The sequence below is a fragment of the Mesorhizobium sp. WSM4840 genome (assembly GCF_055811755.1).
The window spans coordinates 38,626-60,032 of sequence record NZ_JBVVQD010000010.1 but is presented as its reverse complement, the minus strand read 5'-3'; the positions used below and the strand labels follow the sequence as shown (position 1 = coordinate 60,032).

Genomic DNA, 21,407 nt, shown 5'->3' with positions numbered 1-21,407 from the left:
CCAGCGCGCCTCCTGTCAGCCGCCGAGCCCATCGCGGATGGCGCAGAAATAGCGATCGGTTCCGACCTGGCCGCCCTTGAGGGCAACCTCCAATCCTTCGATTGCTTTGATGCGCGAGTGGGCGACGCAAAGCGGAGAGCCCGGCGAGGCGGGCAGCGGCATCCGCACCGTCAGCGCATCGACGCCCATCTGGCCGAGCGCATGGCTAGACGTGTCGCCGCCGGCAATGACCACACGCCGCAATTGCTGCTCGATCGTCAGCTCGCGAAGAAGCTCGCCGAGGCCGCGGCCAAGCTTGTGGCGGGCGCCTTCCTGCCGGTCGATTTCAGCGCCCCGGTCGGCTGTGGGACCAAGGGCGGTGTAGAGGACGACGCTGCGACCGGCTTCCAGACTGGCGCGACCGCTTGCTGCCGCACGCGCGATCGCTTGATCAGAAAGCTCGGAAACGAGTTCGACAGGGTCCACTTCGATCCCGTCGAAACCGTCCGTCAAAGCATGGCGGATCTGTCGTTCCGTTGTCGGCGAGCAGCTGCCCGAGACCACCGCGATCCGGTCGGCCGCACCCGGCGGCGAAAAGCCGGGCTCGGCACGTACGGTCCCGTTAGACGCCCATTCGGCCAGCAGCGCATATTCGATGCCCGAAGAGCCGACGACGAAAGTGTCACCCGGCCTGTGAACCCGCCATATCTCCTTGCCGGCAAGGGCCTGAGTTTCCAGGCTGGCGATATCCAAAAGCACGATGTTGGTGCCATCGGCCAGCAAGCGATCGAACGCTTCCGATCGGGACGCCGACTGCAGCGTCGCCAGGTCGATCAGCCCCGAGCTGAGGTCTGTCTGCCGCGACAGATGGATCAGCAAATCGGATTCATCCATCGGTGTGGTCGGGTGGCGGCTCATCACGGGATGGCGATCGATGCGGAAATATTTGTCGCGATAGGCCGCGAACAGATGGCCGAAGGCGGTGTAGCGCTTGAGCTGCGGCGCGCCGACCACCAGCGGTACGCTGTCCTGGCTGAAAACCGAGCGGCCGATCTCGATGGCCCGGCCGATGCTGCCGATCGCCGGGCTGGAATCGAAGGTCGAGCAGACCTTGTAGTGACAGATCTCGGCGTTCAGCGTCCTTAGCCAGGCGAAGGCGCCCCACAGATGCGTGTCCATCCATTGCGGCGTCTCGCTTCGGCTGGTGCCGGCCAAGCCGACGGCACGGCAATGCCTGAACTGCGACAGCAGGGCCTCGTCCGGCTGACGCATGAACAGCACGGTCGGCACGCCGCCGAGCTCGAGCGCCTCCATGACGTCGGTCGAGCCGGTGAGATCGTCGCCATAGTAGCTCAGAAGCAGGCTTTGCATGGCGTCAGGCCGCTTTGCCGCCGCCGAATTTCTCGATCGACCGCGCCAGTTCGGGGTGGCTCAGGGCGAAGTCCGCCAACGGTACGCCATCGACGGCGGCCTGCCAGGCTTGCTGCACGGCGCGCACGCCGGCGCCCGGTCCGTCAGGGTGGCTGACGATGCCGCCGCCGCAGAGATAGAGAAGATCGACCGTTCGGCCGGTTCGCCGGTAGGTTTCGGGGGCTTGTCCACCCCACTGGCCGGAGCCGGCGACCGGCAGCGCGCAATCATCAGGCGAAAAGATCGGCGTGGTCACCGCCTCGAAGGAACTGATGAAGGACCAGTCCGGCTCCCAGTATTTCGAAGCGATGCCGTTGATCTGGAACTGATCGACGCCGAGCAGCCGCCAGAACTGCTGCCAGACCTTGAAATCCATGCCGAGGCCGGGGTGACGGGTGAGAATGTCCCAGCCGTTGCGGTGGGCATGCAGCACCAGGCTGGAGCGCTTTCTCAGGAAGGCCATGCCGCCGAAGCCGATGGAATTGATGTTGACCACGGCGCAATTGCCGCCGGCCTTCGCCACCAGATCATGGTTGCGCATCATCTCGTCCGGATCGGCATGCGAAATGCCAAAGGCATACATCACCTTTTTGCCGGTCTTCTGCTCATGGTCGAGGACGAGCGGCAAGATCGCTTTCACCCGTTCCGACAGCGGCGAATAGGCCGGGCTCATCAGCTTCTCGTCGTCCTTGATGAAATCGACGCCGGCGGCGATCAACTCACCGACAATTGCGGCCGTCTCGGGCGGGCGCAGCCCCAGCGCCGGCTTGACGATCGTTCCGATGATCGGGCGGCCCTCGACGCCGGTCAGCCGGCGGCTGCCGGCGACGCCGAATTGCGGGCCCGGATGCGCTCCCCGGTAATCGTCCGGCAACTTCATGTCGACGACTCGGATGCCGGACAGGCCCTTGATCGAAAACGCGCCACCTATGGCGATGGTCATCAGCGCCGAAAGGTCGGTGCCGACGGCATCGAGCGGAAACGCGATATCGACATCCGCGCGCTTGAAAGGCCCGACGCCGGCTTCGGGAAGGGACGGGCGATCGGCTTCCGGCAGATGCCTAATCGCCAGGACGCGCGCCGCCACCCGCGCCTTGAGCTCTTCGGTTTCGCCTGCCAGCGCGACGAAGGTTCCGGTCGACTGGTCGCTGGCGATCTTGGCCGCCAGCGCCTCGATGCTGCCTGACGTCTCGATGCGATAGGTGAGGGTGATCATAGTCGAAAAAAGTTCCCTGATCCTCGAAATCTGGTATAATGAGTACATGAGTATTGCAAGCGATATCCTGCTCGGCCGAGCATTCCGGGATTCGTGATGGCAATGCTAAACAGACACCGGTCAAGGGAGTGATTCGCGACGATGAACCGTTCGGAGCCGATCGTCCGGCGCAAACTTTCCGACGAAGTGTTTTTGAGACTGAAGCGCTTGATCACCAGCGGCGAATTGCAGCCGGGCGACGACATGCCGTCGGAGCGCGAGCTGATGGAGCGTTTCGAGGTCGGCAGGCCGGCGATCCGCGAGGCAATGCAGGCGTTGAGCAATATGGGCCTTGTCGCAATCTCGCATGGCGAGCGGGCTAAAGTGCTGCAGCTGACCGCCAAGTCGATCATCAAACAGGTCGACGGCGCGGCCAAGATCATCCTGTCGTCATCGAAGGACACGCTGGAGCACCTCAAGAACGCCCGCATCTTCTTCGAGCGCGGCATGGTCAGGGAGGCCGCCGAAAAGGCCACAGCCGAGGACGTTCAGCGGCTGCGGGCAACCGTTGCCGAACAGCGGAGCTTTCGCGGCGATTCCGAGGCCTTCATATCCGCCGACATGAAGTTTCATACGCAGATCGCGGCGATATCCGGCAACCCGATTTATGTTGCGGTCAGCGAAGCAATGCTTGGCTGGCTGAAGGAATATCACACCGAAATGCTGATCTGGACCGGCAAGGAAAAGTTCACGCTGACCGAGCACGAAGAGATCATCGGGCGCATCGAGCAGAAGGATGCGGACGGCGCCGAAAAGGCGATGATCAAGCACCTCGAGCGCTCACGCGCGCTCTATGTGATGAATTCCGGCAGCTGATTTCACCCGATCCGGGTGATCGCGTAAGGGGTCATCACAAGGTGGCGTCGTTTGGACCCGGAAATATCAACCGTCACTTCGCTCGCCGTCAGGTTCGCCAGCCACATGACGGTCTTGCCCGCGGCAGAACGGGCGGCAAGCGTGAGCACCCGCGTCTCATCGCTCGTCCTCGCCGCCACGTGTCTGAAGCCGGCCAGTTCACAAAGCCCCTGCACGGCCTGGAAGGTCGGCCGGCGTTCACCTTCGCCGACGGGTTCCCCGGATGCCGCCAGCACGCCGAACGGTCCAGTGAAGCTGGACAGCGTGAGCATCTCCAGCCCGGCCGGCGCGACCCGCGCGGCATAGCCGATCGTCCATGCTGCCGCGAACAGGCCGGCATGGCGCGGATCCCGGTCGGCCATGGCAATGCGCTGACCGTGCGGATTGGCCTTGGTCGCGCCGCCATAGGGGTTCTGCCGCATGGCGACGGTCGACGGGCCGATCCGGTAGGGTTTTGGCCCGAAGATCGCCCGCGCCGAGGCGGTGATGAACGGCAGCGCTTCCAGCGATTGCATGACGCTGAGATCGTCGGCGGCGTGCACGATCGGGCAGGTGCAGTGGGTGACGAAATCGAGCAGGCCGGCGGGAACACGCTTGCGGTTGAGTTCGGTGAAATAGCTGAACATGCCGCCGCCGAGGCGGATATCGGGAAAGGCGCGCCGCGCCGCGGCATAGACGTCTTCGAGCGGCGGACATTCGGGCCACGCGCTGCCCGGCGGCGTCGACTGTCGGTCGACCGAAGGCGAAACGGCGATGGCCGAGAGCCTCAGCCCGGCCTGTCGCACCGCGTCGGCGACGCCTGAAAGCTCCGCATCGAGGTCACCCTCACAGGAAACGACGCATTCGAGCGTCGTCTTGGCCGGGCAGGCTGCGGCGAGTCGGGCATAGGACTGCAAGGCGTCGAGGTCGTGGCCGCGCGTCGGATCGTAGTGGAACATCAACTGTTGCGGGCCGAGCGCGGACAGTTTCGGCAGGTTCGCCAGCGCCGTCTCGATCTCATCCGGGTAGATGATGACGCCGATATCCGGCAGCAGCGGTCCGGCTTCGCCGAGTTCGATGCGGATAGGTTCGGCGGTTGCTGCGGCAGCCGGCACTTTCCCGTCGCCGGTCACACGCAGACTGATCGTCTGGCGCAGAGTCTCGCCGGCAGGCAGCACATAGGGCCATGGCAGCGCAAGCGGCCGGACATAGGTCTTGTAGGAGGCATCCGACCAGTTGCGCTGGTCCTCCATTTCGAACGCGTCGCCTTCCATCCGGCATTCGGCGGTAACGCCAGGCCGGACCTCATGGGCGATCGCCCGCAGATCCTTGAAAGGCTGCCAGGGGTCGATCAGCAGCGGAAGCTTTGTTTCCACTACGCTGCCGTCGGTGTGCTCGACCGTGACCGGGCTGCCGGCCAGGCCTGCGATCGGATGCAGGATGCAGAAACCGCAGCGATTGGTTTCGAAATCGCTTTCGGGAAGTGCGCTCACGTCGAAAGCCAGATGGCCGTCGGCGGAACCATTAATTGTCGCGCGAAAGTCGAGTCGGCTTCCCCGCGGTCCGACACAACTTGCCGAATAGCTGACGGAGAAAGTGTCGGCGCCCTGGTCGATGACTAAATCCGTCAGCGCCGGCTCATAGGTGCTCCAGTCGCGATCCCGGACGATGTAGGCTATGGCGCGCAGCACTTCGATGTCGCAATGGCGGATGGTGCGCAGATTGCCGTTGACGAAGTCCGCGCTGAGCACGCCGGCGCGCAGCCTGATCGGCGCGGCCTCGACCGCGCGTGTGCCATAGAGGAGGAAGGCGTCGGCGGTCATCTCAGTAAAGCGTCGAGCTGTACCGGTTCCCGGCTCGCAGCACCCGCATAGGCGGCCTCCACCAGCGCCAAAGTCCTAAGATTGTCCGCTCCCGAGGTTGCCGGCTCGGTCCCGTTCGCCAGGCAATCCACCCAGTGCTTTTGAATGGCGACGACGCTTTCCTGGATGTTGTGCCATGGCCGCGATGCCCAGGGCAGCAGCGGCGGCGAGACATCGCTGACCGCCGTTCCGTTCCTGCCGGTGACGGTGAGTCGGTAATTCTGCTCGAGCCGGATCGTGCCATCGCTGCCGTCGATCTCGACCAGCGTCTGCGGAAACGGCTCGGTAGCGAGCTTGGTCGCATAGCTGCAATCGACCACAGACGTTGCGCCGCTTTTATGGTCCATCAGCATGGTAGCGACATCCTCGCCGGCGATGTTGGGATTGATGCGAGCGGTTCGTGTCGTGATCGTCGAAACGTCGCCCAACAGAAAGCGGGCGATGTCGAGACTATGGATGCCGAGGTCCTCGATGATGAAACGCTTTCCCGTCGCCAGATAGGGCTGGCCGGAAAACACGTCATAGGCCGAGCGGAACGAGATCCGTCCGAAGAAGGGCGTGCCGATGTCGCCGCTGTCGAGCACGGCACGCACCGCCTGGATCGGCGACTGCCAGCGAAAATTTTCATGCACCATCAACCGCACGCCGGCGTCCGTGCATGCCTTCACCATGGCCTTGGCGTCGGCAAGCGACGGCGCGAATGGTTTTTGGCAGATCGCCGGAACGCCGTGCCGTGCTGCCATCTCGACGAGCGAACGATGGCTCGGCGCGGTGGTGGCGATATCGACGAAATCCAGGCTTTCGCCGGCGAAAAGTGCTGCCGCGTCGGTGTAGCGTTGCGCGATACCGAACTGGTCGCCGACAACCGTGAGCCGTTCCGGGTCACGGTCGCAGACGGCGACGATCGAGACATCGGCGATGTCGCGCCAGGCGTGCATCTGGTTGACGGCAAAGAAGCCGCAGCCGATCAGCGCTCCACGCAGTTCCGCCACCATCAGCCTGCCTTTGCCATCTGCATCAGCGTCACGCGGCTCTGCAGCCGGCGCTGCGCCTGGTCGACGACGACGGCGACGATGATGACGAGGCCCTTGATCACCATCTGCCAGAACGAGCTAACGCCCATCATCACCAGCCCGTCGGAGAGAATGCCGATGACGAAGGCGCCGACGATGGTGCCGCCGATCGTGCCGCGGCCACCCGACATCGAGGTGCCGCCGAGCACCGCCGCTGCGATGGCGTTGAGCTCGAAGCTTTCGCCGGTCGCCGGATGCGAGGCCATCAGCTCGGACGAGATGATCAGGCCGACGATCGCCGCGCAAAAGCCGGAGAACATGTAGACGAACATCTTCACCATGTTGACCCGGACGCCCGAAATCCGCGCCGCCCGTTCGTTGCCGCCGACGGCGAAGATGTGGCGGCCGAGCGGGGTGTATTTGGCCAGATAAGCCGCCCCAAGTGCTACGACGACAAGAATCCATATCGAGACCGGCAGGCCGAGCAGCCGGCCGGCGCCGAGAAAGCCGAATCCTGTCGTGCCCAGATCGGGCCTGCCGACGAGGTTCGGGAAGGTGCGGCCATCGGACGAGAGGAGCGCCAGGCCGCGCGCGACGTAGAGCACGCCGAGCGTGGCGATGAACGGCGCGACATTCAGCCTGGTGATCAGCAATCCATTGACGGCGCCGATCAGTATGCCGACCGCAAGTGTGATCAGTGCGATCTCGAAGACGTTGAAATAGATCGTGTAGCCGATCTGCAGGTCGATGCCGTTGAGCACGAGATAGCCGGCGACCATACCGCACAGGCCGACGATCGAACCAACCGACAGGTCGATGCCTCCGGTGATGATGACGAAGGTCATGCCCATGGCCAGGAAGGCGTTCAGCGCCACGTGCTTCGACATCAGGATCAGATTGGCGGCCGACAGGAAATTCGGCGCTGCGATCGAGAAGAAGATCAGGACGGCGATCAGCGCGATGAACGTCCTCGCCTTCATCAGCGTCAGCAGCACGGAGCCGTTCGAGGCGGAGGCAACAGAAGCCTTGGCCGGGATATCAGTCATGGGCGTGGCTCTCCGTGTGCGGGACCGGCCCGTGACCAAGCGCCGATGCGGCGACGAGTGCCGCCTCCGTCGCCTCGGCGCGATCGAACATGCCGGTCAGTTTTCCATTGCTCATCACCGCGATCCGGTCTGACAGCGCCATCACCTCGTCGAGATCCGAGGTGGCGAAAAGTATGCCCAGTCCGTCGCGGGACAGTTTGCGCATGGTGCGGAAGACGTCGGCCTTGGCGCCGACATCGATGCCGCGGCTTGGTTCGTCCATCAGCAGCACCTTCGGTCCGGTGAGCAGCGCCTTGCCGATCACCACCTTCTGCTGGTTGCCGCCCGACAGCGACGAGACCTCCTGCGCCGGGTCTGCGACCTTGATCGCCAGTTCCCGCACCATCTGCGCCACGGCCTGGTTTTCCCCGGCGCTGCGGATATGGAACAGGCGGACAAACCGCGACAGGCTGGCCAGCGTCAGATTGCTGGCGACCGAGAGGATCGACACCAGACCTTCGCGCTGGCGATCCTCGGGGATCAGCGCCAGCCCGCGCCGGATGCGCCGTGTCGTGTCGCGCTCCTTCACCTTCTTGCCGGCAATGAAGATCGTTCCGGTTGCATGGCCGTGGCGACCCATGATGCAGTCGAACAACTCGCTGCGACCGGCGCCCATCAGCCCGTAAATGCCAAGGATTTCGCCGGCACGCAGCGACAGCGAGACATGATCGACCGCAAGCCCGCCCGTCACGCGCGGCAGGCAGACGTCCTCGGCGCGGAATATCTCTTCGCCCGGAACGTGGCCGTCGGCCTTGGCGAAGTCCTTGGCGTCCGAGCCGATCATCTGCCGCACGATCCATTGCGTGTCGACGTTTTTCATCTTCTCCTGGCCGGTGATGCGGCCGTCGCGCAGTACGGTGATGTAGTCGCCGATGCGGATCAGCTCCTCGAGCCGGTGCGAGATGTAGACGATCGCCACGCCGCGCGCCTTGAGGTCGGCGATCACCTTGAACAGGATCTCGACTTCCGCCGCACTCAGCGCCGAGGTCGGTTCGTCCATGATTAGGATCCGCGCATCGAGCGAAACCGCCTTGGCGATCTCGACCAATTGCTGCTGGCCGATGCGCAGGTCTTCGACCAGCATATCGGGCCGGATGCCGGCTTCCAGGCGCTCGAGAAATTCCGCCGCGCGGCGCTCCTGTTCGCGGCTGTCGATCTTGCGGAACCGGTTGGTGATCTCGCGCGTGGCGAAAATATTCTCGGCGACCGTGAGATTGCCGAACAGGTTCAGCTCCTGGAACACCATGCCGATGCCGCGGCTCACCGCGTCCCCCGACGATGAGAAGGAAACCTCCTCGCCCTCCAGGAGAATGCGGCCGAGCGTCGGCTGTTCGACGCCGGCGATGATCTTCATCAGCGTCGATTTGCCGGCACCGTTCTCGCCGACCAGCACGTTGACCGCGCCCTTGCGCACCTCGAAATTTGCGCGCTTGACCGCGACGGTGCCCGAGTAAACCTTCGAGACGTCTTCCAGTTTCAGGATGACATCGTGATCGATGGCGGCATTCATGGCTTCGGCCCGATCTCTGCCTCCGCCGGCGTCACCAGCGGCAGGTCCTGGCCGCTGCCCATGGCATAGGCACCGACAACCCTAACGCTCCGGCCCTCCAGCGCTTCGCGCGGCAGCTTGGAAAGCACTGTCCTGTCGGCATAGATGTTGAACGCCTTGCCGAACTGGGCGAAGTCGATCTGGTTGGTGAAATCGTTGAACTGGATGAAGTCGAGACTGTCGCGCAGCGCGGTGCCACGCATCGCCGGTCCGATCTGCACCCGCGCATCCGCCTTGCCGTCGCCGTCGGCATCGACGTCCATGGTCGCCGCGCGTGACTGTGTATTCGCCGTGACCACCTTGCCTTCGAGGTGAACCGCAAAGGTCCATGGCGAGTTCGCCTGCTTCTTCGGATTGCCATACTTGGCGCCGGCAGCCGCTGGAGCGGCTTTCGCCAAGGCATGAACTTCGGGAAATGGCCCGGCCTTCTGCTGGAGATAGGGCACCACCTTGGCAGCCCAGATATCCCCGACCATCTTGTCCGCATTGAAGGCCGGCGCTTTGCCGTCGTTTTCTCCGGATGGTGTCGGCAGGATCTTGCAGGCGGTCAGGCTGATGCCGACGGTAACGGCAAGCATCGGCGCTGCGAGGATCGGCCAGGCAACGGTCGGCCAAATCAGCTTGTTCAACATGTCGGCTTGCTCGGCATGGCGGTCAGGGGCACCCAGGAAATGGAAGCAAGGGACGAGCCGGAAGCTCGTCCCTTGCTATTGATGTCACGCCGGCTCAGTTGGTCAGCGCGAAGGTTTCCAGCTTGGCGGCATTGTCGCCATTGATCAGGACGCAGTCCATCAGCTGCTTTTCCTCGGCCGGAGACTTCTTGTTCTTGATGAAGTTGTTGGCCTGCTCAACTGCCATCTGCGCCTGCGCATAGGCCGGCTGCAGGACTGTGGCCTTGATGCCGCCTGAAGCGATCGAGTCGCGCACGTCGTTCGATCCGTCGAAGCCGACGACAATGACGTCCTTGCGGCCAGCGGCGGCAAGCGCTGCATAGGCGCCCATCGCCATCGTATCGTTGCCGGAGATCACGCCCTTGATGTCCGGGTTGGCCTGGAGGATCGATTCCATCTTGGAATAGGCCTCGGTCTGGCTCCAGTTGGCCGACTGTTGCGCCACCATCTTCAGGTCCGGATAGTCGTCGATGACATCGTGGTAACCCTTGGAGCGGATGCCGGCATTGGTGTCGGATTCCTTGCCGACCAGCTCGACGAAATTGCCCTTCTCGCCCATCAGCTTGACGAACTCCTGCGCCCCGAGCTGGGCGCCCTGGTAGTTGTTGGAGACGATTTGCGCGACGGCGACGCCGGTGGCGTTGATCTCGCGATCGATGAGGAAGGACGGAACACCCGCATCCTTGGCTTTCTGCACGGCGGCAACGGTGGCGTCGGCGCCGGCATTGTCGAGGATGATCGCCTTTGCGCCGCGGCCGATCGCGGTGTCGATCAGCTCGGACTGCTTGTTGGCGTCGTCGTCATGGACAAGCACCAGTGCTTCGTAGCCGAGTTCCTTGGCCTTGGCTTCCGCGCCGACGGCTTCGGCCTTGAAGAATGGATTGTCGTGCGAGGGCGTGATGATGGCAATGAGATCCGCCGCGTAGGCGGGTGCGGCGGTGCCAAGCGCCAGCATGCCGGCGAAAGCCGCAAGTGTCATTCTGCGAGTGAGTTTCATGATTTCCTCCCGTTTGAAAAAGCCTGTGCCTCCGCGGCCCAGGCTAAAATGCATCCCAGTTCGCCAGGCGGATCGCGTCCGTGTCGCGGATCGGTCATTTGCCGGCTCACCTGGGCGGATCATCCTGTTCGATTCCGTCCCCAGGCTGCCCCTCCACCTGCCATCTACCCAATTTTCAGCCCGGCCTCGGCTGGCCAAAGCCATTCCAACAGCTAAGCCAACTGGTATAATGAGTCAACCACAAATTCAGATGATATGTATCTGATGAGCAGCGAGCGGCTCCTGCATCAGCCACCGGCCATCGGAGAGTCATCCACCAAGAGCGATACTTCGTTCCCTACGATGCGCCGGCAGCTGGCCAAGCCGGATAACCACCACCGTAAGGGGTATGATACGCGGGGTGAGAGCGTAATAAGTAAGTAAAGAGGAGACACTCCTAAGCCTTATTCGGTGCTCAGCGGTACGCGCGGGCTTTGCTAGTATCGCGCTTTGGTTGTGGAATTTCTCCGCGGCCCCAGCCTGCGCGCGGGTTTCTTATGAATCCGTTCGCGGCAAGGATCGCGTTGCCGGTGAGGTTCAGCTATGAATTTTGTGCAGAGTTCCAGGCCGTCATCCTGCAGCCCCGCGCTAAGCTTTGCTGACCGACGGCATTTGGCTTCATTTCGTGGCATCTGCGGCAGGAGCTGCAGCGCCATGTTGTGCCTCATTTCGTTCTGTATCATCCTGCTGCTGGAATCCGCTGCACACGGTCGGCCGAAGGCTGACGACAGACTTGCCCCGCGAGACACGATCGAACTGCACGTTTGGCGATGGACTGCCTTGCGCGATGGCGTTTTGGAGGCGTTGCAGCTCAACCATACTTTCACCATCGACTCGGCTGGCACGCTTGACCTTCCAGTGATCGGGAACATTGCCGCCGCAGGTCTGCGTGAGGAGGAGCTGGCAGAGCTGATTTCCGATCGCTTGCAAGCCAGGAGCGGCCGTCAAGAACGGGCGGATACAACCGTCAAACTGATACAAAATCCGCCCTCGGACATCACAGGTTCGGTGGAACACCCGGGCAAACAAAAAGCGCCCGAACCGCCGGCAGACGCAGCCGACGACAGCTCTTCGGCCGTGGCTTCGGAACGCGCCAGTGTCGAGAAGGGCCAGGCCGGGACGCAACCGAGCGTGCGCGGTTCCCACACACGTTGGGAGCCTGCAGCGGAGCAGCAGCAAGCTCTGGAAGGGGAACGGTTGAAAATGAATGAATTGCTGAATGAGCTGTCGGCCGCTCGTATGGAAGTCGCGGCAGCTCGCGGGGAAGCACTTGCGGCTCGCCAGACTGCTCGCAACGATGCCGTCCGAGACAATCAGAACCTTGCGACGGCGCGTCAACGGGCTGCCGCCTTGGTGCAGGAACTCGATGCGGTGCGGACTGACCGCGGCGCACTGGAACAGAAGCTCCTTGCGGCGCTGAGGGAAGTCGACGCGCTCAGGAAGAGCGTGCAGCCGGCCCGCGGTGATCATGAGCGCCGCGAATTGGCGGCGGCGCGAGCGGAACTGGGCGCGATGCAGCGCGGCGCACGCGACGCCAGCGCGCAGGCACGTGCGGTAGCCGACATGATGGCTGAACAAGGACAAGCCCTAAAACAGCAGCGGCGAAGAGCCGAAGAGCTCGCGCTCGATCTGGAAGTGGCGCAACGCGAAGTCAAAGGCTTAAAGGCCAAAGCCATTCTCGCGGATCACGAGAAGGCCGCCATGCTTGAAGCGCGTCACTCTATGGAGGCCAATCTGGCTGAGGCGCAGCGAGCGCTTGATGAGGAGAGGCACAAGGCTGAGCGCTTCGAACGCGAACTCAGCGCGGCGCGCCAAACTATCGACGCTCTTAAGACAAGCGCAAATCTGGCTGTGGTCGCGCAGACCAACGCCATCAAGGACCGACAGGTGGCCGAGGCGGCTTTAAAGCGAGCTGGCGACGCACTCGAACTGGAACGCGAACGGGCAGATTCAGCCGCACGTGATCTCGACAGGGCTCGCCGGGAACGCGACGCGGCAAAGCAGGAAGCGAGCCGCGTCTCGATAGAGCTGAGCGTAGCGTTGGAGCAAGAACGCAACAAGGCCATCGGTCTAGCCCGCGACCTCAGCGCCGCGCGCAAGGCAATTGACCTCAGCAAGGCCCAGGGTGAGCGTCGCACTGAGCGTATGAACCGCGCTCCGAAAGCACGTGCCACCGCAACTTCACGTGCAGATGTGTCTGCACGCTCGGGGGCACAACCAGCCCGTCAACCGGGGTTGCGGGAAAACCGCAAAGTGAAGGTCAAAAGGCCATCGCGACCTGTCCTGGTGGCGACCATCGCGCTTCCCGACGCATTGCTCCCGACGCGACCGCCGAAGCTCGGCTCTCGCTAGCGAGGGCTGATGGCGGAGGGCATTTCCGTGGGCCGAAATACATGCCGCAGGAGGAATATGGTAATGAATAAATACGTCGCAGCCGCATTGACAATCGCGATCGCAATTGGCCCTGCCTCGGCTCTTGACGCGGGGCTTGGCGGTAAACTTGGCGGTGTCGGGGTCAGTGCTGGTGTGAGCGTCGGCTCGAAAGGCGCCTCTGTGGCGGGAGGCGCGAGCGTCGACGGAGTAGGGGGAGCAAGCCTTGGCGGATCGCTCGGCGCGGGCAAAGGATCGCTCGGTGCCGGACTTGGCGTCAGCGGCAACCTCGGCGGCGCAAGCGGCGGCCTATCCACAGGTGTCGGTGTTGGCGACCGTTCGTCCGGATCGGCCGCGGGCTCTGGGCAAGTCGCGAGCGGCAGCGCCGGCATCACGCCTGCCGCCGCCAAGGCCAAGGCCGCGAGACAATTCGCCGTACTGCCGCGCGCGCTCAGGCCTTCCGGAACTGGTCGCGACGCATTGACGCCAATCACCAATGGCTATCCGTTGGTATTTGTGGCGCCACTGAAAGCGAAACCCGGTATCCCACAAGCTGTGGTGCGCGCCTGCCGCACGGCGATCGCGTCGGCTGCGGCGCCCCTTGGTGCCGTGCGTGTTCACGCGGTAAGCGCAGGTCCGTTGCAGCAACGTCGGGGCGCACTCACGGCGCGGATCGAGGTGCGCATACACTACGCAAGACAAGGTGGCATCGAGGTTCGGCAGGCGCGAGTCGGCTGTCGCCTCGATGCGGCGGGCACGGTCACCGCGGTGACATAGGACGCGGGACGCGCCTGTCACGCAAAGGGTAGCACGAGAAACACAGTCAGGATTGGCCAGCGTTGCATGAGATTGCCCCTCCTCGATGCCGGGCCACAACCGCATTGTTGAGGGAGCAAATCAATCAATGAAAAGCCGCCCGGGGCGGACGGCTCAAAATGCTTCCATTTTCAGTTACTTCCGCCTCAGGTGATGCGCTGGATGCTGGCCGCGATCTCCTCAGGCTCGAAGACCCGCTTCCAGTCGTCGCGCATCAGCACTGGCTTGCCGAACTCGATGGCCTTGTTGCAGGCGTCGGAGAACACGCCCTTGGTCTCGCCGAAGATGACGGCGCCGAGCACGTTCATGTGGCCAAGCAGGAAGTCGAGCGCGGCCTGCTGGTCGACGCCGCGGGCGACGACCTCGTCGACCGCTTCCTTCATGACGACGAGCAGGGAGGCGCAGACGGTCTCCGAAAGGCCCGGCTCGAGCAGCGCCATCTGGTCGACGGTGACGCGATGCGACCGCATCACTGGAGCCCATATGATCTTGGCGATCGCTTCGCCCTTGGCGAAATCTTGCTCCGGTCCCTGCATCAGCGCGCTGACCATATGCTGCTTGGCCTTGACGCCGCCGAAATAGTCCTTCTTGGCCGCCATGTCGGTCTCGTCGTTGAAGATCGGCGGATGACAGGGATGGGTGACGAAATAGGTCAGGTCCGGCCGCTTCGGCAAATGGCCGGCGAAAGGTGCTGCGGCGTCGAGCACGACGACCATCGTGCCGGACGCAAGCTTGCCTTCGATGCTGGCCGCAACCTTGCCGATATGGGTGTCGGGAACCGCCAGGATCACCACCTCGGCGCCATTGAGGGCCTCGTCGGCGCTGACCGCGTCGATGCCCAGCCCCGTCTTCAGCCGCTCGCGGCCGGCGTCGCTGACCTCGACATGGCGTATGGTGTAGGGAGAGCCGCGAAAATTGGTCGACAGGCGGTAACCCATTTTGCCGCCGGCACCAAACAGCGCAATCGTTGTCATCTAGCCGTACTCCTGATCTCGAACGATGGCCCTGCCGATCGTCACCTTAGTAACTGGTATAATCACACTACCATGGATTGGCAACCGGATAGGAATCGGATGCGGCCCGCATCGTCAGTGCCGTAGGTTGTTAGCATCGCCGCCGCATCGATGGACGATCGCGTCGCTTTAACTTGTCCGCGTGCCGGCGAGGCGAGCACCAAGATGTCACGCAGAATCGGCCGTCATCAAAATGCCGGCTGTCAGAAATGAGCTACTCTGGATGAGACGCAAGCCGCCCTGCTACGGATAGGATAGCTGGACTCTCGGTTATCCGCTGATGCCGTTTTCAAAAGTCAATGAAGCCGGATCATCAGCGTCCGGGAAACATCGCCTTCAAACCTTCGCGCGAGGCCTTGGCGACGCCGCGTTCCGTGATCAACCCGGTGACCAGCCGTGCCGGCGTCACGTCGAAGGCCGGGTTCGCCGCGGGCGTCGTCTCCGGCGAGATGCGGACCTGCGCGATCTCGCCATTCGCGGTCTTACCCCAAACCAGCGAGACCTCGTCGCTGGAGCGCTGTTCGATCGGGATTTCGGCAAGCCCGTCACGCACCGTCCAATCGATCGTTGGCGAGGGCAGCGCGACATAGAACGGCACGTCGTTGTCGGCGGCGGCCAGCGCCTTCAGATAGGTGCCGATCTTGTTGCAGACATCACCGTCGGCGGTGGTGCGGTCGGTGCCGACGATGACCATGTCGATCTGACCGCGCTGCATCAGATGGCCGCCGGCATTGTCGACGACCAGCGTATGCGGCACGCCGTGGCCGGCCATCTCCCATGCGGTCAGCTGGGCGCCCTGGTTGCGCGGGCGCGTTTCGTCGACATAGACGTGAACGGGAATGCCGGCTTCCGTAGCCAGATAGATCGGCGCCGTGGCGGTGCCGTAGTCGACGGTGGCCAGCCAGCCGGCATTGCAGTGGGTCAGGATGTTGACCGGTTCGCCCGGCTGCTTGCGCGCCGCGATCTCCTTGATGATTTCAAGCCCGTTGGCGCCGATGGCGCGGTTGAGGCCGACATCCTCGTCGGCGATTTCGCCGGCGCGCCGGTAAGCAGCCTCGGCGCGTTGTCCGGATGGAAGCGGCCGCAGGAAATTGCGCATCTCATCGAGCGCCCAGCGCAGATTGATCGCGGTCGGGCGCGTTTCGTGCAAGACCTCCCAGACGCCGTCGAGTGCTGCATCGGAAGGATCGTCGGCCATTTGCATGGCGACGCCATAGGCTGATGTGACGCCGATCAGCGGCGCGCCGCGCACCCACATGTCGCGGATCGCCGTGGCGATGCCGGCAACGGTGCCGACTTTTTCCACGCGGAAATCATGCGGCAGCCAGCGCTGGTCGATGATCTCCACCGAACGCCCGTCGTCGCTCAGCCAGATGGTGCGATAGTGGCGGTCGCCGACGTTCAAATTCTGTTCTCCTGTTCGATCAACGCGGCCAATTTGTTGACCTCGTCGATGCTGTGGATCTGGCGCCGGTTGACGGCGATGTGACGGCCGAATTTCAGCGCCTTTGCCTCACATGTGGCGCGCAGATCCTCGTCGGCAATGGTCTCGAAATCGGCGTTGTGCGCGAGGCCCAGAATGCGCCTGTGCACCTCGACGCCGGCAAAGCCCAGCATGTCGGTCCACAGCTGATGCAGCATGTGGTCGAGCGCCTGTTCGGCGCCAAGCCTGTCGCCCTGATCCTCGAACAGGCTCTTCTGGTAGAGCATGCCCGTGCGCTCGGTTCGCCACAGATGCGAGAACTCGGTGCGGAAGACCGACCATGTGTCGACCGTAACATCGAGCAGATAGGCGCGCATGGTGTCGCGCTTTCCATTCTGCTCGTGGCCACGCTGCGAGAAGAACGCCATCCAGAAATTGGCGAGCAGCATGCCGACGTCGAAGGCGATCGGGCCGTAGAAGGCGAATTCGGGATCGATCATCCGCGTTTCTGTCTCGGTGACCATGATCGAGCCGGAATGCAGGTCGCCATGCAACAGCGTCTCCGCATTGGCCGCAAAAATGTGCTTCAGCCGCTGCGCCTCGACCTTGAGATCGCGGTCCGCGCGCAACTCTGCGACGATGCTGTCGAGCTGCGGGCTCGTATGCCGGTTCATCTTGGCGTCGAAATACGGGTCCGAGAACACCAGGTTCTCGGTGATGTCGCAGAGCTCGACATTGTCGGCGAACAGCGCCAGATCGGCTTTACGATCCTTGGTCGCCATATGCAGGTCGGAGCCGCGAAACAGGGTGCGGGCCATGAAAAGGCCGATGTCTCTGGCGATGTTCGGCAGTTGCCGGCCCTCGATCAGCGCGCGCCGCAGGATGATGTGCGGCGACAGATATTCCATGATGATCAGCGCCTGGCCTTCATCGAAGTGATGGATCGCAGGCACCGAACCGGGCGCTCTCGCCTCCTGCCGCGTCAGCGCGTGATACTCGAAGAAGGAGCGCTTCAACGGCAGCGGCCAGCTGTCGCCGACCAGGCGGACATAGGGTAGGGCCTGCTTGACGACGGCCGCACCCGTGGCGCCCTCGACGATGAAGACCAGGTTCAGATTGCCGTCGCCGACCTCGCGGACCTTCCAGCGGATTGTATCTTTGCCGATATGCGAACACAGGGCATCGTTGGCGCCGAGACGTGCTGCCAGGGTGTCGACCGACAGTGCTTCGAACGGCAATTTCCCAGTCATCCTCACCCTCCCGCTGATGTGCTCCCATCATAGTGGAGCCAAGGCGGTTGGTCCAAGCTAGGAAGCTCTCTGGCAATTGTCAATCGTGTTGACAATTGCCGGAGCAGCCCCTAGCGTCATGGTCAGGGAGGAACGAATGGGCAATAATGCCGTGTTCCGCGTGCACGGCCTGAGGAAGTCCTTTGGCCATATCGAGGTGCTTGGCGGCGTCTCGCTCGATTTGCATGCTGGTGAAGTGACCGTGCTGATGGGCGCCAACGGCGCCGGCAAATCCACCCTGGTCAAAATCATCAGCGGCGTCTACGAGCGCGGCGGCGGCACGATGAGCCTTGCCGGCCACGACTTCGCGCCGAATACGCCGGCGGAGGCGATACGCGCCGGTGTCGTCACCGTTCATCAAAACATCAATGATGGTGTCGTAGCCGACCTCGACGTCGCCACCAATTTGACGCTCGACAGGCTGAGCGGCAGCGGCGCGCCGACCCTATTCAATCCGGGCCGGGTGCGTCGCGAGGCAAAGGCGGTTGCCGACCGCATGGGGCTGGCCATCGACCTGAGAGCCCGGATCAGCGATCTCTCGCTGGCCGACCGCCAGATGGTGGCAATAGCCCGCGCCATGGCGCATCAGCCGAAAGTGCTGATCCTCGATGAGCCGACGTCCTCTCTGTCCAGCGCCGAGGCCGACCGGCTTTTCGCGCTGCTCGACAGGCTTCGCGAGTACGGCGTCGCAATCCTCTACATCTCGCACCGCATGTCGGACATCAGGCGGCTTGCCGACCGGATCGTCTCGATGCGCGACGGCGTCATCTCAGGCGTTTTCGACCGCAAGCCGCTCGACTATGAAGGCGCGGTCAACGCCATGCTCGGCCGCAAGATCCACCTCGACCGGATCGTCGCCAGGAATTCGGCCAGGCCTGTCCTGACGATCGACGGGTTGCGCATTGCGCAAGGCGCCAGGCCGATCGCGCTGACGCTCGGCGACGGCGAAGTCGTTGCCATCACCGGCCTCGTCGGCGTCGGCAAGACCGCGCTCGCCGAGACGCTGTTTGGCGTGCGCAAGCCGCTGTCCGGCACCATGATGCTGAACGGCAAACCCTATGCACCGGGTTCGACAGGCGAGGCGATCGCCGCCGGCGTGTTTCTCGTCGCCAAGGACCGGGGCGAAAACGGGATCGTCGGCGACTTCAACATCCAGGAAAATATCGGCCTGCCGTTCCACAGGCGGATGTCGTGTCTGGGCGTTCTCAAGCGCCGCATCGAGCGCGCCACCGCCCGCCGGCAGATCCAGGAGCTGGGCATCGTCTGCCGCTCGGAGAAGGACGAAATGTCTGCCCTTTCCGGCGGCAACCAGCAGAAGGTGATGGTCGCCCGCTGGATTTCGCAGGCCGCAAAACTGTTCATCCTGGACGAGCCGTTTCAGGGCGTCGACATTTCGGCCAGGCGCGATATCGCGGCCAAGCTGCGCGCGGGCGCGAACGGCCGTGCGACGCTGCTGTTCGTCACCGAACTCGACGAAGCGCTGGAGACCGCCGACCGCATCCTGGTGATGTCGGAGCAGACAATCGTTGGCGAACATCGCAATGCCGACATCGACCTCGAGCGCCTGCTGGCCGAAGTGGCGGGCGGGCCGTTGCACAGCGCAGCGTAAAGGGCGGGCAGATCATGGGACCTGGAATGGAGAGGGCATGAGTTCGGGTTGGGTAAGGATGGCAGCGGCGCGCGACCATGCCATCCGCTATGGCTTCATCGTTCTGCTGTGCGGGTTGATTGCCTATTTCGCCGTCGCCGCCGATGGCTTCGTCTCGCCGCAGAGCGCCGTCTTCATCTTTCAGTCCGTCGCCATCACCGGCGTGCTGGCGCTCGGCGTCACCGCCACCCTGGTCGTCGGCGGCTTCGACCTGTCGATCGGCTCCGTCGCCACCAGCGCCATGATGGCGGCCGCCTATGTCATGGTGGTGCTGGAGCAGAACGCTGTCGTCGCGGTTGTCGCCTGTCTCGCGATCGGCGTCATCGTCGGGCTCATCAATGGCTGGCTGATCGTCTATATGCGTGTACCGGACCTTCTGGCGACGCTCGGCATGATGTTCCTGCTCGTCGGCTTGCAGCGAATCCCGACCGAGGGCCGCTCGATCGCCACCGGCATGACGATGCCTGATGGCTCGGTCGCCAACGGCACGTTCGGCGCTGGCTTTCTGGCGCTCGGCCGCCACCGCTTCGATTTCTTCATCCCCAACCTCATCCCGGTTTCGGTGGTCGTGCTGCTCGTGCTTGCAGTGATGATCTGGTTCTTTCTTGAATACACCCGTTTCGGACGCATGATGTATGCGGTCGGCAGCAACGAACGGGCTGCCGAGCTCGCCGGCGCGCCTGTCAAGGCATACAAAATCTGGGCCTACGTTATTTCAGGGGTTTTTGCCTCGATCGGCGGCATTTTGCTCGCTGCCCGGCTTGGACGCGGTGACATCGCCTCGGGTAATAATCTCCTGCTCGATGCTGTAGCGGCGGCGCTCATCGGCTACGCGGTCCTCGGCGCTGCCAAGCCGAACGCCTTCGGCACGGCCGTCGGTGCGGTGTTTGTCGGCGTGCTGCTGCAGGGCCTGACGATGATGAACGCGCCCTACTACACGCAGGATTTCATCAAGGGCTTGGTTCTCGTGGTTGCCCTTGTCTTCACCTTCGCCCTTTCCGGCAGGGGCAAGAGATAGGATTTCGACAGATAGGATTTCGACCGGCTGAAATTTGAGTTCAACAAGTGGAGGAAACAACATGAAGATCACAAGAAGACTTTTGGGGAAGGCAGCGCTTGGGCTTGCCGGCGCCGCGCTGCTGATGCAGGTCCCGGCGATGGCGCAGGACAAGCCGGCGCCGTTCGACAAACCCGGCGCCGTCAAGATCGCGCTGGTCCGCTATCTCTCGACCGGTGACTTCTTCCAGGCCTATCTGTCCGGTGTCGAAGCGCAGGCCAAGGCGCTCGGTGTCGATCTGCGTGTCCTCGATAGCCGTCAGGACGCCGCCCTTCAGGCAGACATGGTCGACCAGGCCATCGCGCTCGGCGTCCAGGGCATCATCATCCAGCACGGCTTGACGGAATCGATGAAGGAAGCCGCCCAGCGCGCGGTCGACGCCGGCATCAAGGTCGTCGCCTTCGACGTCAATGTCGAAAACCCCAAAATCCCGCAGATCGAGCAGTCCGACCGCGACCTCGCGCGCCTCGCGCTCGAACAGGCGATCAAGGACAATGGCGAGAGCTGGAAGGCCGGCTACGTCTACGTCGCCGGCATCGCGCCGCTCGACCGCCGCAACGAGACCTGGGTCGACTTCAAGAAAAAATATGCGGGAATCAACGAGGCGGCGATGTTCGGCACGCTCGACAATCCGATCGCCAATTCCGTCGCCAACCAGGCCCGCTCGGTGCTGTCGGCCAACCCCGACATCAAGGTGATGTTCGCGCCCTATGATGAATTCGCCAAGGGCGTGAAGATCGCCGTCGACGAGGCCGGTCTGTCCCAGGACGTCAAGATCTATTCGGCCGACATCTCGACCTCCGACATCGCCGCAATGCGCGAGCCCGACAGCGCATGGGCGGCAACCGCCGCGACCAATCCGGCTGTCGTCGGCCAGGTTTCGGTGCGCGCGCTGGCGCAGCTTTTGGCCGGCGAAGACCCCGGCCATAACGTCATCGTGCCGCCGACGCTGATCACCCAGAAGGACCTGATCGACAAGGACATCAAGAACATGGAAGACCTCTCGGCCAAGCTGCCGCAGTTCGCTCATGCCGATGTCGCGATGCCGGCCTGGATGCCGAACCCCAACGCCAAATAGCTTTTTGCGGCAGGCAAAA

The 21,407-nt window shown here is 63.3% G+C and carries 17 protein-coding genes; 6 read left to right on the top strand and 11 right to left on the bottom strand.

All coding sequences use genetic code 11. The features are described from left to right. Nucleotides 1-15: 15 nt before the first annotated feature. Both AC0L3I_RS15450 and oiaX read right to left on the bottom strand, forming a co-directional pair. Nucleotides 16-1,350: a four-carbon acid sugar kinase family protein gene (locus tag AC0L3I_RS15450; protein ID WP_473527422.1), complete on the bottom strand. Its 1,335-nt coding sequence runs from the start codon at nucleotides 1,348-1,350 to the stop codon at nucleotides 16-18. Nucleotides 1,351-1,354: 4 nt separating this feature from the next. Continuing rightward, the gene (gene oiaX / locus AC0L3I_RS15445) at nucleotides 1,355-2,605 is read right to left on the bottom strand and encodes a 3-oxo-isoapionate-4-phosphate decarboxylase OiaX (protein WP_473527421.1); all 1,251 of its coding nucleotides are present in this window, start codon (nucleotides 2,603-2,605) and stop codon (nucleotides 1,355-1,357) included. 141 nt (nucleotides 2,606-2,746) lie between these two features. Between oiaX and AC0L3I_RS15440 the strand changes: the two genes are divergently transcribed. Continuing rightward, nucleotides 2,747-3,460 (top strand): transcriptional regulator NanR, encoded by a 714-nt coding sequence (locus AC0L3I_RS15440; RefSeq protein ID WP_123146913.1) that lies wholly within the window; start codon nucleotides 2,747-2,749, stop codon nucleotides 3,458-3,460. Between the two features lie 2 nt (nucleotides 3,461-3,462). Here the strand turns inward: AC0L3I_RS15440 and apnL are convergent, their stop codons facing one another. The 6 genes from apnL to AC0L3I_RS15410 all read right to left on the bottom strand — a co-directional run bounded on the left by apnL (nucleotide 3,463) and on the right by AC0L3I_RS15410 (nucleotide 10,655). Next, nucleotides 3,463-5,301, bottom strand: coding sequence for a D-apionate lactonase (apnL, locus tag AC0L3I_RS15435; RefSeq protein WP_473527420.1), 1,839 nt, complete (start codon nucleotides 5,299-5,301; stop codon nucleotides 3,463-3,465). Next, entirely contained in the window at nucleotides 5,298-6,332 is a 1,035-nt protein-coding gene (locus AC0L3I_RS15430) for a Gfo/Idh/MocA family protein (RefSeq protein WP_473527527.1), read from the bottom strand. The genes apnL and AC0L3I_RS15430 overlap by 4 nt, the downstream gene beginning before the upstream one ends. Before the next feature lie 2 nt (nucleotides 6,333-6,334). Then, nucleotides 6,335-7,399: an ABC transporter permease gene (locus tag AC0L3I_RS15425; protein ID WP_473527419.1), complete on the bottom strand. Its 1,065-nt coding sequence runs from the start codon at nucleotides 7,397-7,399 to the stop codon at nucleotides 6,335-6,337. Next, nucleotides 7,392-8,948, bottom strand: a complete 1,557-nt coding sequence (locus tag AC0L3I_RS15420) for a sugar ABC transporter ATP-binding protein (RefSeq protein ID WP_473527418.1) — start codon at nucleotides 8,946-8,948, stop codon at nucleotides 7,392-7,394. The genes AC0L3I_RS15425 and AC0L3I_RS15420 overlap by 8 nt, the downstream gene beginning before the upstream one ends. Beyond that, a complete protein-coding gene (locus AC0L3I_RS15415; RefSeq protein WP_473527417.1) occupies nucleotides 8,945-9,619 on the bottom strand; it encodes a DUF2291 family protein in 675 nt (224 codons plus the stop codon). Before AC0L3I_RS15415 ends, AC0L3I_RS15420 begins: the two co-directional genes overlap by 4 nt. Before the next feature lie 94 nt (nucleotides 9,620-9,713). Further along, nucleotides 9,714-10,655: a substrate-binding domain-containing protein gene (locus tag AC0L3I_RS15410; RefSeq protein WP_473527416.1), complete on the bottom strand. Its 942-nt coding sequence runs from the start codon at nucleotides 10,653-10,655 to the stop codon at nucleotides 9,714-9,716. 693 nt (nucleotides 10,656-11,348) lie between these two features. On the opposite strand from AC0L3I_RS15410, the gene AC0L3I_RS15405 reads away from it, so the two are divergent. Together AC0L3I_RS15405 and AC0L3I_RS15400 are read left to right on the top strand one after the other, a co-directional pair. Then, nucleotides 11,349-13,046 (top strand): polysaccharide biosynthesis/export family protein, encoded by a 1,698-nt coding sequence (locus AC0L3I_RS15405; protein WP_473527415.1) that lies wholly within the window; start codon nucleotides 11,349-11,351, stop codon nucleotides 13,044-13,046. Between the two features lie 63 nt (nucleotides 13,047-13,109). Next, complete coding sequence (locus AC0L3I_RS15400; RefSeq protein WP_473527414.1) at nucleotides 13,110-13,841, top strand: hypothetical protein; 732 nt, start codon at nucleotides 13,110-13,112, stop codon at nucleotides 13,839-13,841. A 185-nt stretch (nucleotides 13,842-14,026) separates the two neighbouring features. Here the strand turns inward: AC0L3I_RS15400 and AC0L3I_RS15395 are convergent, their stop codons facing one another. The 3 genes from AC0L3I_RS15395 to mtnK form a co-directional block, all read right to left on the bottom strand. Continuing rightward, nucleotides 14,027-14,854, bottom strand: a complete 828-nt coding sequence (locus AC0L3I_RS15395; protein ID WP_123146920.1) for a phosphogluconate dehydrogenase C-terminal domain-containing protein — start codon at nucleotides 14,852-14,854, stop codon at nucleotides 14,027-14,029. Nucleotides 14,855-15,206: 352 nt separating this feature from the next. Continuing rightward, nucleotides 15,207-16,298, bottom strand: a complete 1,092-nt coding sequence (gene mtnA / locus AC0L3I_RS15390) for an S-methyl-5-thioribose-1-phosphate isomerase (protein ID WP_473527413.1) — start codon at nucleotides 16,296-16,298, stop codon at nucleotides 15,207-15,209. Continuing rightward, nucleotides 16,295-17,566: an S-methyl-5-thioribose kinase gene (gene mtnK, locus AC0L3I_RS15385; RefSeq protein WP_473527412.1), complete on the bottom strand. Its 1,272-nt coding sequence runs from the start codon at nucleotides 17,564-17,566 to the stop codon at nucleotides 16,295-16,297. The genes mtnA and mtnK overlap by 4 nt, the downstream gene beginning before the upstream one ends. A gap of 136 nt (nucleotides 17,567-17,702) precedes the next feature. Between mtnK and AC0L3I_RS15380 the strand changes: the two genes are divergently transcribed. The 3 genes from AC0L3I_RS15380 to AC0L3I_RS15370 all read left to right on the top strand — a co-directional run bounded on the left by AC0L3I_RS15380 (nucleotide 17,703) and on the right by AC0L3I_RS15370 (nucleotide 21,388). Beyond that, nucleotides 17,703-19,214 (top strand): sugar ABC transporter ATP-binding protein, encoded by a 1,512-nt coding sequence (locus tag AC0L3I_RS15380; protein ID WP_473527411.1) that lies wholly within the window; start codon nucleotides 17,703-17,705, stop codon nucleotides 19,212-19,214. 37 nt (nucleotides 19,215-19,251) lie between these two features. Then, nucleotides 19,252-20,271, top strand: coding sequence for an ABC transporter permease (locus AC0L3I_RS15375; RefSeq protein ID WP_473527410.1), 1,020 nt, complete (start codon nucleotides 19,252-19,254; stop codon nucleotides 20,269-20,271). Nucleotides 20,272-20,332: 61 nt separating this feature from the next. Then, the gene (locus tag AC0L3I_RS15370) at nucleotides 20,333-21,388 is read left to right on the top strand and encodes a substrate-binding domain-containing protein (RefSeq protein WP_473527409.1); all 1,056 of its coding nucleotides are present in this window, start codon (nucleotides 20,333-20,335) and stop codon (nucleotides 21,386-21,388) included. The last annotated feature ends 19 nt before the right edge of the window (nucleotides 21,389-21,407 follow it).

Bases quoted from the DNA above. Each gene is read 5' to 3' on its own strand.
- AC0L3I_RS15450 (WP_473527422.1), bottom strand. From the start codon at position 1,350: ATGCAAAGCCTGCTTCTGAGCTACTATGGCGACGATCTCACCGGCTCG.
- oiaX (WP_473527421.1), bottom strand. From the start codon at position 2,605: ATGATCACCCTCACCTATCGCATCGAGACGTCAGGCAGCATCGAGGCG.
- AC0L3I_RS15440 (WP_123146913.1), top strand. From the start codon at position 2,747: ATGAACCGTTCGGAGCCGATCGTCCGGCGCAAACTTTCCGACGAAGTG.
- apnL (WP_473527420.1), bottom strand. From the start codon at position 5,301: ATGACCGCCGACGCCTTCCTCCTCTATGGCACACGCGCGGTCGAGGCC.
- AC0L3I_RS15425 (WP_473527419.1), bottom strand. From the start codon at position 7,399: ATGACTGATATCCCGGCCAAGGCTTCTGTTGCCTCCGCCTCGAACGGC.
- AC0L3I_RS15420 (WP_473527418.1), bottom strand. From the start codon at position 8,948: ATGAATGCCGCCATCGATCACGATGTCATCCTGAAACTGGAAGACGTC.
- AC0L3I_RS15415 (WP_473527417.1), bottom strand. From the start codon at position 9,619: ATGTTGAACAAGCTGATTTGGCCGACCGTTGCCTGGCCGATCCTCGCA.
- AC0L3I_RS15410 (WP_473527416.1), bottom strand. From the start codon at position 10,655: ATGAAACTCACTCGCAGAATGACACTTGCGGCTTTCGCCGGCATGCTG.
- AC0L3I_RS15405 (WP_473527415.1), top strand. From the start codon at position 11,349: ATGTTGTGCCTCATTTCGTTCTGTATCATCCTGCTGCTGGAATCCGCT.
- AC0L3I_RS15400 (WP_473527414.1), top strand. From the start codon at position 13,110: ATGAATAAATACGTCGCAGCCGCATTGACAATCGCGATCGCAATTGGC.
- AC0L3I_RS15395 (WP_123146920.1), bottom strand. From the start codon at position 14,854: ATGACAACGATTGCGCTGTTTGGTGCCGGCGGCAAAATGGGTTACCGC.
- mtnK (WP_473527412.1), bottom strand. From the start codon at position 17,566: ATGACTGGGAAATTGCCGTTCGAAGCACTGTCGGTCGACACCCTGGCA.
- AC0L3I_RS15380 (WP_473527411.1), top strand. From the start codon at position 17,703: ATGGGCAATAATGCCGTGTTCCGCGTGCACGGCCTGAGGAAGTCCTTT.
- AC0L3I_RS15375 (WP_473527410.1), top strand. From the start codon at position 19,252: ATGAGTTCGGGTTGGGTAAGGATGGCAGCGGCGCGCGACCATGCCATC.
- AC0L3I_RS15370 (WP_473527409.1), top strand. From the start codon at position 20,333: ATGAAGATCACAAGAAGACTTTTGGGGAAGGCAGCGCTTGGGCTTGCC.